The 14,023-nt window shown below is 68.0% G+C and carries 9 protein-coding genes; 6 read left to right on the forward strand and 3 right to left on the reverse strand.

The genetic code is table 11. The features are described 5' to 3' along the window. The 3 genes from BMX32_RS18720 to BMX32_RS15650 form a co-directional block, all read left to right on the forward strand. Positions 1 to 505, forward strand: a 505-nt coding sequence (locus tag BMX32_RS18720) for a hypothetical protein (RefSeq protein ID WP_089980429.1), incomplete at its 5' end; no start/stop codon positions are given. A 211-nt stretch (positions 506 to 716) separates the two neighbouring features. After that, complete coding sequence (locus tag BMX32_RS15645; protein WP_244511578.1) at positions 717 to 1,847, forward strand: mechanosensitive ion channel family protein; 1,131 nt, start codon at positions 717 to 719, stop codon at positions 1,845 to 1,847. 37 nt (positions 1,848 to 1,884) lie between these two features. After that, on the forward strand, positions 1,885 to 2,469 hold the full coding sequence (locus BMX32_RS15650; protein ID WP_089980431.1) for a DUF1003 domain-containing protein: 585 nt from the start codon (positions 1,885 to 1,887) through the stop codon (positions 2,467 to 2,469). A gap of 591 nt (positions 2,470 to 3,060) precedes the next feature. Here BMX32_RS15650 and typA read toward each other — a convergent pair. The 3 genes from typA to BMX32_RS15665 form a co-directional block, all read right to left on the reverse strand. Then, on the reverse strand, positions 3,061 to 4,908 hold the full coding sequence (typA, locus tag BMX32_RS15655; RefSeq protein ID WP_089980433.1) for a translational GTPase TypA: 1,848 nt from the start codon (positions 4,906 to 4,908) through the stop codon (positions 3,061 to 3,063). A gap of 195 nt (positions 4,909 to 5,103) precedes the next feature. Next, complete coding sequence (locus BMX32_RS15660) at positions 5,104 to 5,790, reverse strand: esterase/lipase family protein (RefSeq protein ID WP_089980435.1); 687 nt, start codon at positions 5,788 to 5,790, stop codon at positions 5,104 to 5,106. 30 nt (positions 5,791 to 5,820) lie between these two features. Next, entirely contained in the window at positions 5,821 to 7,218 is a 1,398-nt protein-coding gene (locus BMX32_RS15665) for a GntP family permease (protein ID WP_089980437.1), read from the reverse strand. A gap of 174 nt (positions 7,219 to 7,392) precedes the next feature. Between BMX32_RS15665 and BMX32_RS15670 the strand changes: the two genes are divergently transcribed. Genes BMX32_RS15670 through BMX32_RS15680 form a run of 3 tightly spaced genes read left to right on the forward strand, consistent with a single transcriptional unit; the run spans position 7,393 to position 14,022 of the window. Next, complete coding sequence (locus BMX32_RS15670; protein ID WP_089980438.1) at positions 7,393 to 9,681, forward strand: TonB-dependent receptor; 2,289 nt, start codon at positions 7,393 to 7,395, stop codon at positions 9,679 to 9,681. Positions 9,682 to 9,692: 11 nt separating this feature from the next. Next, entirely contained in the window at positions 9,693 to 10,703 is a 1,011-nt protein-coding gene (locus BMX32_RS15675) for an extracellular catalytic domain type 2 short-chain-length polyhydroxyalkanoate depolymerase (RefSeq protein ID WP_089980441.1), read from the forward strand. A gap of 43 nt (positions 10,704 to 10,746) precedes the next feature. Further along, positions 10,747 to 14,022 (forward strand): hybrid sensor histidine kinase/response regulator, encoded by a 3,276-nt coding sequence (locus BMX32_RS15680; RefSeq protein WP_089980444.1) that lies wholly within the window; start codon positions 10,747 to 10,749, stop codon positions 14,020 to 14,022. Position 14,023: the final 1 nt, after the last annotated feature.

Here is a 14,023-nt window from a genome sequence, read left to right on the forward strand (position 1 = left end):
GAAGAACGAGGCGTTCATCGCGACGCTGCGCGACCGTTCGCCAACGATGGCCGCCGAACCGGCCCGGCCGGCACCCGATACCTCGCTCGCGCCGACGTGGGCCCCGGCGGCACCGATGACGACAGCGCCCGAACCTGCCATGGCCGTCTCGCCGCGTCTGGACCCGCGTCACGCCGACCATCCCCAGAACGGTCTGTACGAAGCGCTGAAAACGCAGTTGCCGGAGGCCTCCGACCAGCGCCTGCTCCAGTCGACGGCGGCATGCCATCGCAGCGGCATCACCGCCGACAACCTGTCGCTGGTGCACATCAACGAAGCAACGATGACGCTGCATTTCTTCGGCACCGGCCCGCTCACGTCGCCCGCCAGCGTGGACCTCAACCGCCCGTCGCCCTCGCCGGAAGAGAGCGTCGAGCGGATGGCGCAGTTCGACCAGCAGCAGACGCAGATGCTGGCCGAGTTCCGGGCGCAGTCGGCGCAGATGGCGCAGGGTCGCTCGCGCTAGGAACCTTCCCGCTCCGAGGGTCCTGGGAATGCTCTGCACGATCTCGTGCCTCGGCAGGACAGGCAAACCCGATGCACGGCGGAGGAAGCACAGGCGAGGTTCGCAGCGCGGGGCGTGAGGTTCTTCGCGGCAGTCGTCCATCCGCCACTTTACCTCGTGCTTGCTGCGTCACAACAAAACGTGGACATGCGTGGCTCTAGGCTAGGCACCCATGACTATCGCCGACTGGATGCCCGACATCGCGCATCCGTGGACGCGTTTCGCGCTGATCGTCGTCATCGCGCTCGTGGCCGCGGGTCTCTCCCGACGCCTGATGCAGTTCCTGCTGCGCCGATTCGCACTGCGCCATCCGATGGGCGCGAGCATCGTGGCACGCGCCAACGCACCGCTCGAAGCGATCCTTCCGCTCGCGCTCCTGCTCGTCGCATTCCGCGGGGCGCCGGATCAGCCCGCGAGGCTGATCGGATTCGCCGAACACCTCATCGGCCTGGGACTCGTGGCGGCTTGCACGTGGTTCATCGTGCGCTGCGTGGGCGCGCTCGAAGCGACGGTGTCGCGTTTCAATCCCATCGATCTCGAAGATAACCTCCATGCGCGCCGCCTGCAGACGCAGGTGCGCGTGCTGAGCCGCACGGCGATGGTGGTGACGGTCGTGCTCGGCATCGGCGTGGCACTGATGACGTTCCCGGGCGTGCGCCAGTTCGGCGCGAGCCTGCTCGCCTCGGCGGGGCTCGCCGGCCTCGCCGTCGGTCTCGCCGCGAAGCCGGTACTGGGCAACCTCATCGCGGGGATCCAGATCGCGCTGACGCAGCCGATCCGCATCGACGACGTCGTCATCGTCGAGGGCGAGTGGGGTAGGGTGGAGGAGATCACGAGCACGTACATCGTGGTGAAGGTCTGGGACGAGCGGCGCCTCATCGTGCCCCTGCAATACTTCATCGAGCAGCCCTTCCAGAACTGGACGCGTACCAGCTCTCAGATCCTCGGCACCGTCATGCTCTGGTTCGACTTCGGCATGCCCCTGGAACCCGTGCGCGCCGAACTGGAGCGGCTATGCAAGAGCGCCCCCGAATGGGACGGCCGCGTGTGCGTGTTGCAGGTCGTCGACAGCAACGACAAGGCGATGCAACTCCGCGCCCTGATGAGCTCGACGGACTCGGGCAAGTCGTTCGACCTGCGCTGCAAGGTGCGCGAGGGTCTCATCGCGTTCGTGCGGCGGGAGTTTCCGGCCTATCTGCCACGCTTCCGGGCCGGCGTGGAGGGTGAATCGCCGCCGGCCGAGCCGGCAGACCCGATGCAACCCAGGGGAAGCACCGGCAAGGCTCGCGGCAGCATGGCGTGATAGCTTTCGCGGCAGTAGCCACCGCTGGAAAACCACCATGTCCACCACGCCCGATCCCGCCGCCGAGCATGCCGCACGCCACTGGTTCTCGAAGGGCCTGCACGAGCTCGGTCATGCCGAGCAGCGCCTCCTTGATCGTCTGTCGCAGCGCAAGCTCGTGTCCGAGGATGTCAATGCCGTCTTCCGCTCCGACCTGACGTTCGGTGAGCGACTGGCGGACAACGTGTCGCGTTTCGGTGGCTCGTGGACGTTCATCATCGTGTTCGCCACCATCCTGGTGCTGTGGACAGGCGTGAACTCCTTCGTGCTGCACAAGCCGTTCGATCCCTACCCCTACATCTTCCTCAACCTGATGCTGTCGATGCTCGCGGCCGTGCAGGCGCCGGTGATCATGATGAGCCAGAACCGCCAGGCGGCCATGGACCGACTGGACGCGACGAACGACTACAAGGTCAACCTGAAGGCCGAGATCGAGATCATGGGCCTGCACGACAAGCTCGACCAGCTGCGCACCGACCAGCTGGGCAGCTTGCTCGCCCGCCAGCAGGAGCAGATCGATCTGCTGATGAAGCTGGTAGCCGAGAACAACCTTCGTGCCGATCGCGGCGGACCGGCCGAGTGAGACGTGGTTCACGTTTTCCACCTAGGCTGGCCTCGGCCCCGGTGCAGATTCGCCGGGCGACCGCCGATCCTCGCGGTCGTACCACGGACATCGGCTTCGCCGAGCCGGGGCAGTCGCTCGTCGTGAAGGTGGAGAGACGGCTCGGCTTGCGCCATCGCGTTTTGCCTCGCGTTAGCGCGAAGAGCCGTCGGCCGCTGCCCTCGGCGCTCCGGGCTTCGCCGTCGCTTGGGGAAGAATGCCGCTGCGCGGCCATGTTTGATGGCTCACGCACCCGCGCGGCGAGCGGGGTTTTTTAGACTCGGCTCCTGCCTCGACGAAAACGGCCGGCCGTCCGGGCCGGCCCCCTGCGGGCCTGATCCGCTCGCCGCGCTCGGTTCCGCAAGTCGCGCCGAGGGCGGCGGCCGATGGCTCCACCGACCCGCGAGGCAAGCGGGTGTGTAGGAGCCGCTATAGCGGCGAGCTCGTGTGGGAGCGGCCTCGGCCGCGATGGGTGCTCGCGGCAAGCACCCATCGCGGCCAAGGCCGCTCCCGCATAGAACAAAAAAAGGCCCGGATCGCTCCGGGCCTTTCTTCGTCGCCATGCAGCGTGGCTTACATGCCGCGCGACGCCTTCTTGCGATCGCCTTCCGTCAGATGCTTCTTGCGCATGCGGATTTCCTTCGGCGTGACTTCGACCAGCTCGTCGTCGTCGATGAAGTCCAGCGCCTGCTCCAGCGTGAACTTCGTTGCCGGGGTCAGCTGGATCGCATCGTCCTTACCGGAAGCGCGCATGTTGGTGAGCGGCTTCGGCTTGATGGCGTTGACGGTGAGGTCGTTGTCCTTGGCGTGGATGCCGATGAGCTGGCCTTCGTACACCGAGTCGCCTTCGGCGGCGAACAGCTTGCCGCGCTCCTGAAGGGGTCCGAGCGAGTAGGCCGGGGTGGTGCCGCCCGCGTTGGCGATCATCACGCCGTTCTGGCGCTTGGCGATCGGCGCCGGCGTGTACGGACCGTAATGCTTGAACACGTGGAACAGCAGGCCCGAGCCCTGGGTCAGGGTCTTGAACTGGTTCTGGAAGCCGATGAGGCCGCGCGCCGGGATCTCGTACTCGAGGCGGACGCGACCGTTACCGTCCGACACCATGTTCTTGAGGTCGCCCTTGCGGATGCCCAGGCGCTCCATGACGCCGCCCTGGTGGATCTCTTCCACGTCGATCACGAGTTCTTCGATCGGCTCCATCTTCTGGCCGTCGATCTCCTTGATGATGACCTCCGGACGCGAGACGGCCAGTTCGTAGCCTTCGCGACGCATGTTCTCGATCAGCACCGAGAGATGCAGTTCGCCGCGGCCCGAGACCAGGAACTTGTCGGCGTCGGAGCCGTCTTCCACGCGCAGGGCCACGTTGTGGACCTTTTCGCGATCGAGGCGCTCGCGCAGCTGGCGGCTGGTGAGGAACTTGCCGCCCGAGAGATCCTTGTTGCCGACGAACGGCGAATTGTTGACCTGGAAGGTCATGCTGATCATCGGCTCGTCGACGCTCAGCGGCGGTAGCGCTTCCGGCGTTTCGAGCGCGGTCACGGTGTCGGAAATGGTCAGCTCCGGAATACCGGCGATGGCGACGATGTCGCCCGCTTCGGCGGACTCCTGCTCGATGCGCTCGAGGCCGAGGAAGCCGAGCACCTGCACGACCTTGCCCTGGCGCTTCTTGCCTTCACGATCGATCACGGCGACCGGCATGCCCTTCTTCAGGGTGCCGCGCTGGATGCGGCCGATGCCGATGACGCCGACGAAGTTGTTGTAGTCGAGCTGGCTGATGCGCATCTGGAACGCGCCTTCCGGGTCGACGTCCGGCTTCGGGGCGTGCTGCATGATCGCTTCGTAGAGCGGGGTCATGTCGCCTTCGCGGACGTTCTCGTCGAGCGAGGCGTAGCCGTTCAGCGCCGAAGCGTAGACGATCGGGAAGTCCATCTGCTCGTCGGTGGCACCGAGCTTGGCGAAGAGGTCCCACACCTGCTCGACGACCCACTCCGGACGCGCGCCCGGGCGGTCGACCTTGTTGACGACGACGATCGGCTTGAAGCCCATCGCGAACGCCTTCTGGGTGACGAAGCGCGTCTGCGGCATCGGGCCGTCCATCGCGTCGACCAGGATCAGCACGGTATCGACCATCGACAGCACGCGCTCGACCTCGCCGCCGAAGTCGGCATGTCCCGGGGTGTCGACGATGTTGATGCGGTTCTTGACGCCCTTCTTCTTGTCTTCCCAGGTGATGGCCGTGTTCTTGGCCAGGATCGTGATGCCACGCTCCTTTTCCTGGTCATTCGAATCCATCACGCGGTCGGCAAGGACGGTGCGCTCGTTGAGCGTGCCGGACTGCTTCAGGAGCTGATCGACGAGGGTGGTCTTGCCGTGGTCGACGTGAGCCACGATGGCGATATTGCGCAGGTTTTCGATCGACATGCGTCATGCGCCGGCCTTCAGCCGGTGCACCTCTTTGGTGTGGGAAGCCGCCGATTATAAAGGAAAAGAAAGACTTTCGCATGACCGTCCGTCCCGGGGGCCGGCGGGCCGTTTTCCGCGGCCGGCGGGGCGAATTTCCCGGCCCGGGCCTGGACCGGCGGGCGCTGGAAGGGGGGGCAGGGGCCCCCCGACCGCTCAGAGCAGCCCGACCTGCTGGCTCGCCGTGTACCAGAGCAGGCCGTAATGGCCGTACGGGAAGGTGTAGCTGGCCGTCTCGCCCTGGATCTGGGAGGTGTGCACGCCGTACACGATGCAGACGCCGGTGGCGCAGTTGATTTCGTCCGAGTACGACTTGAACGAGTACATCCGCGCGCCGAAGCGGTGGCCCGCGAGACCGTTCAGCAGGGGGCTGCCGATCGACAGGCCCCAGCTTCCGCAGGTGCTGTTCGCCACGTTGTAGGGGTAGATGCCGCAGGTGTACAGGCCACGGAAGGCGCCGGCGATGCCGATGAAGGTGTTCACCGAGCCGGAGGCGCCGATGCGGTCGATCACGCGGGCGGCGAGGGTCGCGCCCATGGAGTGGCCGATGACGTCGATCTTCCCCGTGCACGACGACGCGAGGGCATCGACGATGGCGTTCTCGACCGGCACCTCTTCGCTGCCGTTGTGGTCGTTGCACGCGGCGCACAGGCCGTTGCCCCAGCCGGGCGCGAGGATCTGCGATTCGGCGTAGCCGCGCTGGCGCAGGAGGTCGTGGGTGGCCTGGAAGTCGGAGGGGCTCCCCGTGTTGCCGTGCACGAGCACGACCGAATCGACGCACGCGGCGCGGACGGGGCCGCAGAGGAACAACGACAGGGCGATGAGCGACAGCAGTGAACGCATGGCTTGCCTCCGTGGTGTGTGACGCGCCGGTCAGACCACCCCGAGCGCGTAGTAGGCGACGATCGCCACGAAGACCGCGAGGGTCTTGATGACGGTGATCGCGAAGATGTCGCGGTACGACTGGCGGTGCGTCAGCCCGGTGACCGCGAGCAGGGTGATCACCGCGCCGTTGTGGGGCAGGGTGTCCATGCCGCCCGAGGCCATCGCGGCGATGCGATGCAGCACCTCCATCGGAATGCCCGCGGCTTCCGCGTTGCGCACGAAGCTGTCGCCCATCGCCGCGAGCGCGATGCTGAGGCCGCCCGACGCCGACCCGGTGATACCGGCCAGCGCCGTGACCGAGACGGCCTCGTTGACCAGCGGGTTGGGGATCGCATGCAGGCCGTCGGCCACGACGCGGAAGCCGGGCAGCGCGGCGATGACCGCGCCGAACCCGTATTCCGAGGCGGTGTTCATCGAAGCCAGCAACGCGCCACCCACGGCCGCCTTGCTGCCCTCCGCGAAGCGCGCGAACACCACGCGCCAGGCGAAGGCGAACACGGTGAGGATGCCGAGCAGCAGGGCGCCTTCCACGGCCCAGATCGCAGCGACCTTCGCGACGTCCTGCACCACGGGCGGGGCGTTGCCGACCACGCTCGGTGCGAACGACTGCGTGGTGCCATACACGCGCGGAATGGCGAGCGTCAGCAGCTTGTTCGACACGCCGACCACGATCAGCGGCAGCAGCGCGACGAGCGGATGCGCGAGCCGGTCGCCGGGATAGGCGGCCGGCTCGTTGGCGAGGTCGTCGCCATAGCCCTCGCCCCGCAGCGCGGCGGCGCGGCGGCGACGTTCGAGATACAGCAGGCCCGCGCCGAGGATGAACGCCGAGCCCAGCGTGCCGAGCCACGGGGCGGCCCAGGTATCGGTGCCGAAGAACGCGGTGGGGATGATGTTCTGGATCTGGGGCGTGCCGGGCAGCGAGTCCATGGTGAAGGTGAACGCGCCGAGTGCGATCGTGCCGGGGATGAGCCGCTTGGGAATCCGCGCCTGGCGAAAGAGCTCCGCGGCGAACGGGTACACGGCGAACACCACGACGAACAGCGACACGCCGCCATAGGTGAGGAGGGCGCAGACCAGCACGATGGAAAGGATCGCGCGCTTCTCGCCGAGCAGACCGATCGTGCAGGCGACGATGGCGCGCGAGAACCCGGCCAGTTCGATGAGCTTGCCGAACACGGCGCCGAGCATGAAGACGGGGAAATACAGCTTGAGGAAGCCGACCATCTTGTCCATGAAGAGGCCGGTGAACATCGGCGCGACCAGCCCGGGATCGGTGAGCAGCACCGCACCCAGTGCCGCGACGGGGGCGAACAGGATCACGCTGTAGCCGCGGTACGCGACCAGCATCAGGAAGGCCAGCGCGGCCAGCACGATCAGCAATGCCATCGAAACGTTCATCCCCGTGGACGGCGCGGCGGCCGTCGTCGGGGCGAGTATCCGCACGCGCGACGGGGGCGGGCACTGTACCAAGGTACAAGTGCCGCCTTCGCGTCGCGTTCCTATCCTGCATGTCATTCGGCGCCGAGGGGGCGTCGCTCATTGGTTTATCGGGGGATGTCCATGAAGCACGCACCGCTGACGCTGGCGATCGGCCTTGCCTTGGGTTTCGCCGCGGCGCTTCCCGCCATGGCGCAGGATGCCGGCCAGGCGAACGCGCCGGCGACGGAGGCCGCGAAGAAACAGCAGGAGGCCACGCAACTGACCGAGGTCACGGTCAGCGCACGCCGGCGCGACGAGTCGCTGGAGAAGGTGCCCGTCGCCGTCAGCGCGTTCTCCGCGGAAGACATGAAGGACCTGCAGGCCACCAGCATCGACGGGCTGCAGGGCGCCGTGCCCAACATGAACATCGTGCAGGGCCGCGGGTCGTCGTCGTCGGTAAACATCTTCATCCGGGGCATCGGTCAGCCGGACGCGCTGCAGACCTTCGATCCGGGCGTCGGCATGTATGTCGACGATGTCTACTACTCGCGCATCCAGGGTGCGCTCGTCAGCCTCTTCGACGTCGACCACGTGGAAGTGCTGCGCGGCCCGCAGGGCACCTTGTACGGAAAGAATTCCACGGGCGGCGCGGTGAAGATCGTGACGCGCAACCCGGGCCCGACGCCCGAGGGCTCGGTCGAAGCCACCTTCGGCAACTACGGTCGCCGGGAGGGCCGGTTCTACGGATCGACCCCGCTCAGCGCCGACGGTGCCTGGTCCGCGTCTCTGGCGGGCGCGATCACGCGCAACGATGGTTACGTGCACGACTTCGCCGGCCGCGACTTCAACAACGACGATACGAAGTCGGTGCGCGCCAAGCTCCGCTTCCACCCGTCCGAAACGTTCGACGGCGTGCTGACGCTCGACTACACGAAGATGTCGACGGCCCTCACGCTGGGCCAGCCGGTCTCGCCGCTGACGCGCACCGACCTCGTGCGGGGCACCGTGACGCTGCTGCGCCCGGATCTGGACAAGAAATACGACTTCCACACCCGCACGTCGTTTCCGCCGGGCGACGGGCAGGAGCTCACGCACAAGGGCGTGGCGCTCAACATGAACTGGAAGCTGTCGGACCAGTGGAACCTCAAGAGCATCACGGCCTACCGCAAGCTCGACAGCTCGTCGTACATCGACATCGACGCCTCCCAGTTCGAACTGGGCGACGTGTTCGTGGGCTTCCGGCAAAAGCAGTTCAGCCAGGAACTCCAGCTGGCTTTCGATAACGGCAGCAACGTGCAGTCCGTGTTCGGCGCCTACTTCCTGCGCGAGAACGTGCCGTCGACGCAGTACGCCTATGCGGACGATCTGTTCGCGGTCGCGGGCCGCACGATCCCGTTCCTGCGCAGCATCGGCGACGACCTCACGACGAAGAGCTGGGCGGGCTTCGCCCATGTGAACTGGGAATTCGTGCCGACATGGACGCTCGCGGCCGGCATCCGCTACAGCAAGGAAAACAAGGATTACGATCGCTCCACCAGCACCTTCTGGGGCGCACCGCTCACCGCGCTGAACGAGACGGTCGCGTTCGCCCGCGAGAAGGACTGGACGGCCTGGACGCCCACGGTCAGCCTGCAGAAGCAGTTCGATCCGCAGACGATGTGGTACGTGTCGGCGAGTCGCGGATTCAAATCCGGTGGCTTCAACGGACGTGCGAATTCGGTGGCGGAAACGCGCACCGCGGAGTTCGATCCGGAGTACGTGTGGACGTTCGAGACGGGCCTGAAGCTGCGCAGCGTCGACAACCGCCTGCAGGCCAATCTCGCCGCGTTCCACAGCAACTACAAGGATTTCCAGGCGCGTGTCTCGGAGATCCAGAATCCGGGCTCGCTCACGCCGACCTTCGCCTTTCCGGTGATCAATGCCGCCAAGCTGAAGATGGACGGCTTCGAGGCCGAGGGCGTCGCGCTGCTTGGCGAGGGCACGCGTCTCAGCACGCAGATCGGCTACCTCAAGGCCAGTTACGACCGCTTCGACGACGCGCGCCTCGATCCGACGAATCCGCAGTACAACCCCCGCATCCACGCGCACGTGCCGTTCTCGCCGAAGTGGACGGCACGCCTCGCGGCGACGCAGACGTTCAACGTCGGTGGCGGCGCGCTGACCATCGGTGCCGACGCGTCGTACCGCACCGAAACCTGGCTCAGCGTCGACAACTACGATGCGCTGTCGCAGAAGGCGTACACGCTGGTCGGTGCGTTCGGCATCTTCGACTCCGGCGACGGTCACTGGCAGTTCCGCGCCGGTGTGCGCAACGCGACCAACAAGGTCTACAAGACCGATGGCCAGGAGTTCTCGAGCGTCGGTAACATCCGTACGGCGTACTACGGCATGCCGCGTAATTACTACGGCTCGGTGCGTTACAACTTCTGAGGGGGAATCCGATGAAACGTCTGCTCTTGCTCGCCGCGCTCGCCGCGGGTCCGGCCATCGCCGCGGACACGCCGGCGGCGCTGCCCGCCCTGAAGATCGACGCGTCGCGCGTGACCGTCGCGGGCCTCTCGTCGGGCGCGTACATGGCGACGCAGGCGCAGGTCGCCTATCCGGACGTGTTCCATGGCGCGGCGCTGGTGGCCGGCGGTCCTTACGGGTGTGCCGGCGGGAAGCTCGAAACGGCGCTGGGGGCGTGCATGAAGGGCACCCCGGTACCCGACGCGACCGCGCTCGCCATGCAGGCCAGGGCCAGGGCGGCAAAGGGCGAGATCGGTCCCCTCGCGAGGCTCGACGGCGTGACCATCTACGCGTTGCACGGCGCACAGGACGCGCTGGTCGCACCCGTGGTGGCCGATGCCTCGGCGGGTTTCTACGACGCGTTGAAGAAGGGCGATCCGGCGCTGTCCCGCCTGCGCGTGGAGAACGACGGCAAGCGCGCGTTCGCGCACAACCTGCCGATCGGCGCGAAGGGAGACGACTGCGACAAGTCGGTCTCGCCGTTCCTGGGCCATTGCGGATTCGACGCGGCCGGCGAGATCTTCGCGAAACTCTACGGCAAGCCGGCGACCGCGGCCGGGCAGGCGAAGGGCGAACTGCGCGCGTTCGACCAGGACGCCTATCGTCCGGACGGCAAGGATGCGTTCCTCGGCGCGAAGGGCTACGTCTACCTGCCGCCGGACTGCCTCGCCGGGAAGCCCTGCGGCGTGATGGTGGCGCTGCACGGCTGCAAGCAGAACGTCGACCTGATCGGCAAGGCGTTCGTCGAGGACGCCGGCTTCAACCGGTGGGCGGACGTCTACGACGTGGCCGTCCTGTATCCTCAGACGCGCGCGGTGTTCGCGCCATTGAATCCACAGGCATGCTGGGACTGGTGGGGTTACTCGGGGGAAAACTACGACACGCGTGCCGGGGTGCAGTTGCGCTGGCTGGTGGACGCCGTGCGCGGTCTGGGGCTGAAGTAACCGGGCTTTCGCCGATACGATCGGCGATTGGCGTTGAAGACTCATGAACCCCTGGCTCGTCACCCTCGCCGCCGCGCTCTGGCTGTGCATGCTCTTCGGCGTCGCGCTGGTCGGTGAGCGCCGCCCGGCGCTGTTCGAGCGGCGCTGGTCCATCGTCTACGCGCTCTCGCTGGCGATCCACTGCACGTCGTGGACGTTCTACGGCACGGTGACCCAGGCGTCGCGGTCGGGCTGGTGGCTGCCGCCGACGTTCGTCGGCGCGATCCTGATGTACGTGCTCGCCGTGGGCGTGCTGCGGCGTCTGGTGGTCATGGCGCGCGATTACAACGCCGGGTCGGTGGCGGACCTGATCGCCGCGCGCCTCGGGCGTCACCGCGGCCTCGCGGCGCTGGTCACCGTGGTGATGCTGATCGGCATCGTGCCGTACCTCGCGTTGCAGCTGAAGGCGGTCGCCATGAGTTACGGCCTCCTGGCGCAGGGCCGCGACGCCGAAGCGCCCGCTTGGCAGGACAGCGCGCTCTACGTGGCGCTGTTGATGGCGGCGTTCGCCATGCTGTTCGGCACGCGCCGGGCTTCGGCGATGGCGCACAACCGGGGACTCGTGCTGGCGATGGCGTTCGAGTCGCTGTTCAAGCTCGGCGCGATGCTCGCGCTCGGCAGCCTGCTCGTCGGCGCGGCGCCGGACCCGGCGGCGGTCGCGCGGGCCGCCGCCATGCCGCACGACGCGAGCGGTTTCCCGGCGCTGATCCTGCTCGGCGCGCTCGCGATGTTCACCCTGCCGCATCAGTTTCATGCCGGCATGGTGGAGTGTCGCGACGTCCGCCACGTCGCGACGGCGCGGTGGCTGTTCCCGCTGTACATGCTGCTCATCTCGCTGCCCATCCTTCCGCTGGCGCGGCTGGGGGATGCGACGCTGGCGCCGCTCGGCGTGCCGTCCGACCTGTACGTGCTGGCGCTGCCGCTGTCGCGCGATCAGGGCGGTCTGGCGCTGTTCGCGTTTCTCGGCGGGCTCTCGGCGGCGACGAGCATGGTCGTGGTGGCGACGCTCGCGCTCAGCCTGATGGTGGTGAATCATTTCGTCGCGCCCGTGCGCGTGCTCGGTGGCTGGGGCCGCGACGAGCGGGGCGACCTGCGCGGGCAGGTGATCACGCAGCGTCGCATCGTCATCCTCGGGGTGATCCTTCTCGCGTGGGCCTACAGCCGCATGCTCGCGGGCAACGACGCGCTCGCCGATATCGGCGCCATCTCGTTCTCCGCGCTGGCCGGCCTCGCGCCGACGCTGCTGATCGCGGTCTATCGACCGCGCACGGGGGCGCGTGCGGTCGGTGCGGGGCTCGCGGTCGGCACACTCGTGTGGCTGTACGTCGTGCTGCCGGCGCTGGTCGCGCCCGCGCCGGCATGGGTGGCGGAGGGGCCGTTCGGCGTGGCGTGGCTCGCGCCCGACCGGCTGTTCGGACTCGACGACTGGAGCCGGCTGGGGCGTGCGGTGGTGCTCGGCATCGGTGCGAACCTCGCGACGATCGCACTGGTGGCGCCGTCGCGCTACGGACGCGTGACGATGCCGCCCGCCGAGCTCGGCGGTGTCGACGTCGGCGACCTGCGTGCGCTGGCGGCGCGCTTTCTTCCCGCGGAGCGGGTGCACGCGCTCTTCGTCGACGCGGCATCCGGCGGTGCGGCCGGCGGCGCGCTCGCGGCACTGGTCGAGTACGAGCTCGCCGGGGTCATCGGCGCCGGCTCCGCGCGCCTGCTGCTCCAGGTGGTACATCGCCAGCGGCAGGACGAATTGGACACGGTGGCGGCCATCGTCGACGAAGCGGCGGAAGACCTCCGCTTCAACCAGCGCGTGCTCGGTGCCGCGCTGCAGACCATGAGCCAGGGCATCTGCGTGGTGGACGCCGAGCTGCGGCTGGTGGCGTGGAACCGGCCCTACGCCGAACTCTTCGGCTATCCCGCCGAGCTGCTTCGCGTGGGACGGCCGGCCGCGGATCTCGTCCGGCACAACATCGTCGCCGGTCTGATCGGACCCGGCGACGTGACGGCGCGCGTCGAGCGTCGCCTCGCACTGATGCGCTCCGGGTCGCCGCATCTGGCCGAACGGCGATTCCCGGACGGCACGGTCGTGGAGATTCGCGGCAATCCGATGCCCGGCGGCGGCTACGTCGCGACCTTCACCGACGTCACCTCGTTTCGCCAGGCCGAGGACGAACTGATCCGCGCGAACGAGACGCTGGAACTGCGCGTCGCGGAGCGGACGGCCGAACTCCGTCAGGCGAACGAGGCCAAGAGTCACTTCCTCACGGCGGTCAGTCACGACCTGCTGCAACCGCTGCATGCGGCGCAGCTGTTCGCGCATGCGCTGAGGTCGGGGCATGCCGATGCCGATACGGCACGGCACCTCGACGGCGCGCTGACTGCCACCGAGGACCTGCTCGCCGGCCTGCTCGACATCGCGCGACTCGAAGGGGGCCGCCTCACGCCGCGCGTGGTCGACGTGGCGCTGGCCGATGTGATCGGGCCGCTCGCGGCGGAGGGTCGCGCGCTCGCCGCCGAGCGGGGTATCCGTTTCCGTTGTGTTCCGACGCACGCGTGGGTGCGGACCGATCCGCAGCTGTTGCGACGTGTCGTGCAGAACTTCCTCGCCAACGCGTTGCGCTACGCCGAGGGCGGCCGCGTGCTGCTCGGCTGTCGTCGCGATGGCGACCACGTGCGCGTGGAAGTGTGGGACACGGGCCCGGGTATCGCCGACGACGATCGCGACACCATCTTCGAGGCGTTCCGTCGCGGCGTTTCCGCGGCGGGGGAGGGGCTCGGTCTCGGGCTCGCCATCGCCGAGCGCACGGCGGCGCTCATGGCACATCCGCTCGGGCTGCGCTCATGGGTCGGTCGCGGCAGCGTGTTCCACGTCATGGCTCCCATGGCGCCGCCCGGGCCGGCGCCCAACCCGGTGGCGCTGCCGGCGACGGTCGCCACGGGTCACGCCATCGTGGTCGACAACGATCCGGCGGCGCGCGCGGCGACGGCGGCGTTGCTGCGCGGGTTCGGCTGGACGGTCGATGCCTTGCACGCGCCCGAAGGCGCGGCGACCCGGCCGGATCTGCTGCTGCTGGACTACCACCTCGACGCGGGGCGTACCGGTCTCGACGCGTTGCGCATCCTGCGCGAGCGTTTCGGCGATGTCGCGACGGTGTTCGTCACGGCGGATCGCGACGCGGGGCTCCGGGCACGGCTGCAGGAAGCGGGCGGTACGGTGCTCTACAAGCCGCTCAAGCCGCTGGCGATGCGCCAGGCGATGCAGCGGCTGGTACCGGTGTCCGCGTAGT

The organism is Luteibacter sp. UNCMF331Sha3.1, assembly GCF_900109915.1.
Lineage (GTDB): Bacteria > Pseudomonadota > Gammaproteobacteria > Xanthomonadales > Rhodanobacteraceae > Luteibacter.

Excerpts from the sequence above, each read along its gene's own strand:
- BMX32_RS15645 (WP_244511578.1), top strand. The coding sequence starts at position 717 with ATGACTATCGCCGACTGGATGCCCGACATCGCGCATCCGTGGACGCGT.
- BMX32_RS15660 (WP_089980435.1), bottom strand. The coding sequence starts at position 5,790 with ATGCGTTCACTGCTGTCGCTCATCGCCCTGTCGTTGTTCCTCTGCGGC.
- BMX32_RS15680 (WP_089980444.1), top strand. The coding sequence starts at position 10,747 with ATGAACCCCTGGCTCGTCACCCTCGCCGCCGCGCTCTGGCTGTGCATG.
- typA (WP_089980433.1), bottom strand. The coding sequence starts at position 4,908 with ATGTCGATCGAAAACCTGCGCAATATCGCCATCGTGGCTCACGTCGAC.
- BMX32_RS15670 (WP_089980438.1), top strand. The coding sequence starts at position 7,393 with ATGAAGCACGCACCGCTGACGCTGGCGATCGGCCTTGCCTTGGGTTTC.
- BMX32_RS15650 (WP_089980431.1), top strand. The coding sequence starts at position 1,885 with ATGTCCACCACGCCCGATCCCGCCGCCGAGCATGCCGCACGCCACTGG.
- BMX32_RS15675 (WP_089980441.1), top strand. The coding sequence starts at position 9,693 with ATGAAACGTCTGCTCTTGCTCGCCGCGCTCGCCGCGGGTCCGGCCATC.
- BMX32_RS15665 (WP_089980437.1), bottom strand. The coding sequence starts at position 7,218 with ATGGCATTGCTGATCGTGCTGGCCGCGCTGGCCTTCCTGATGCTGGTC.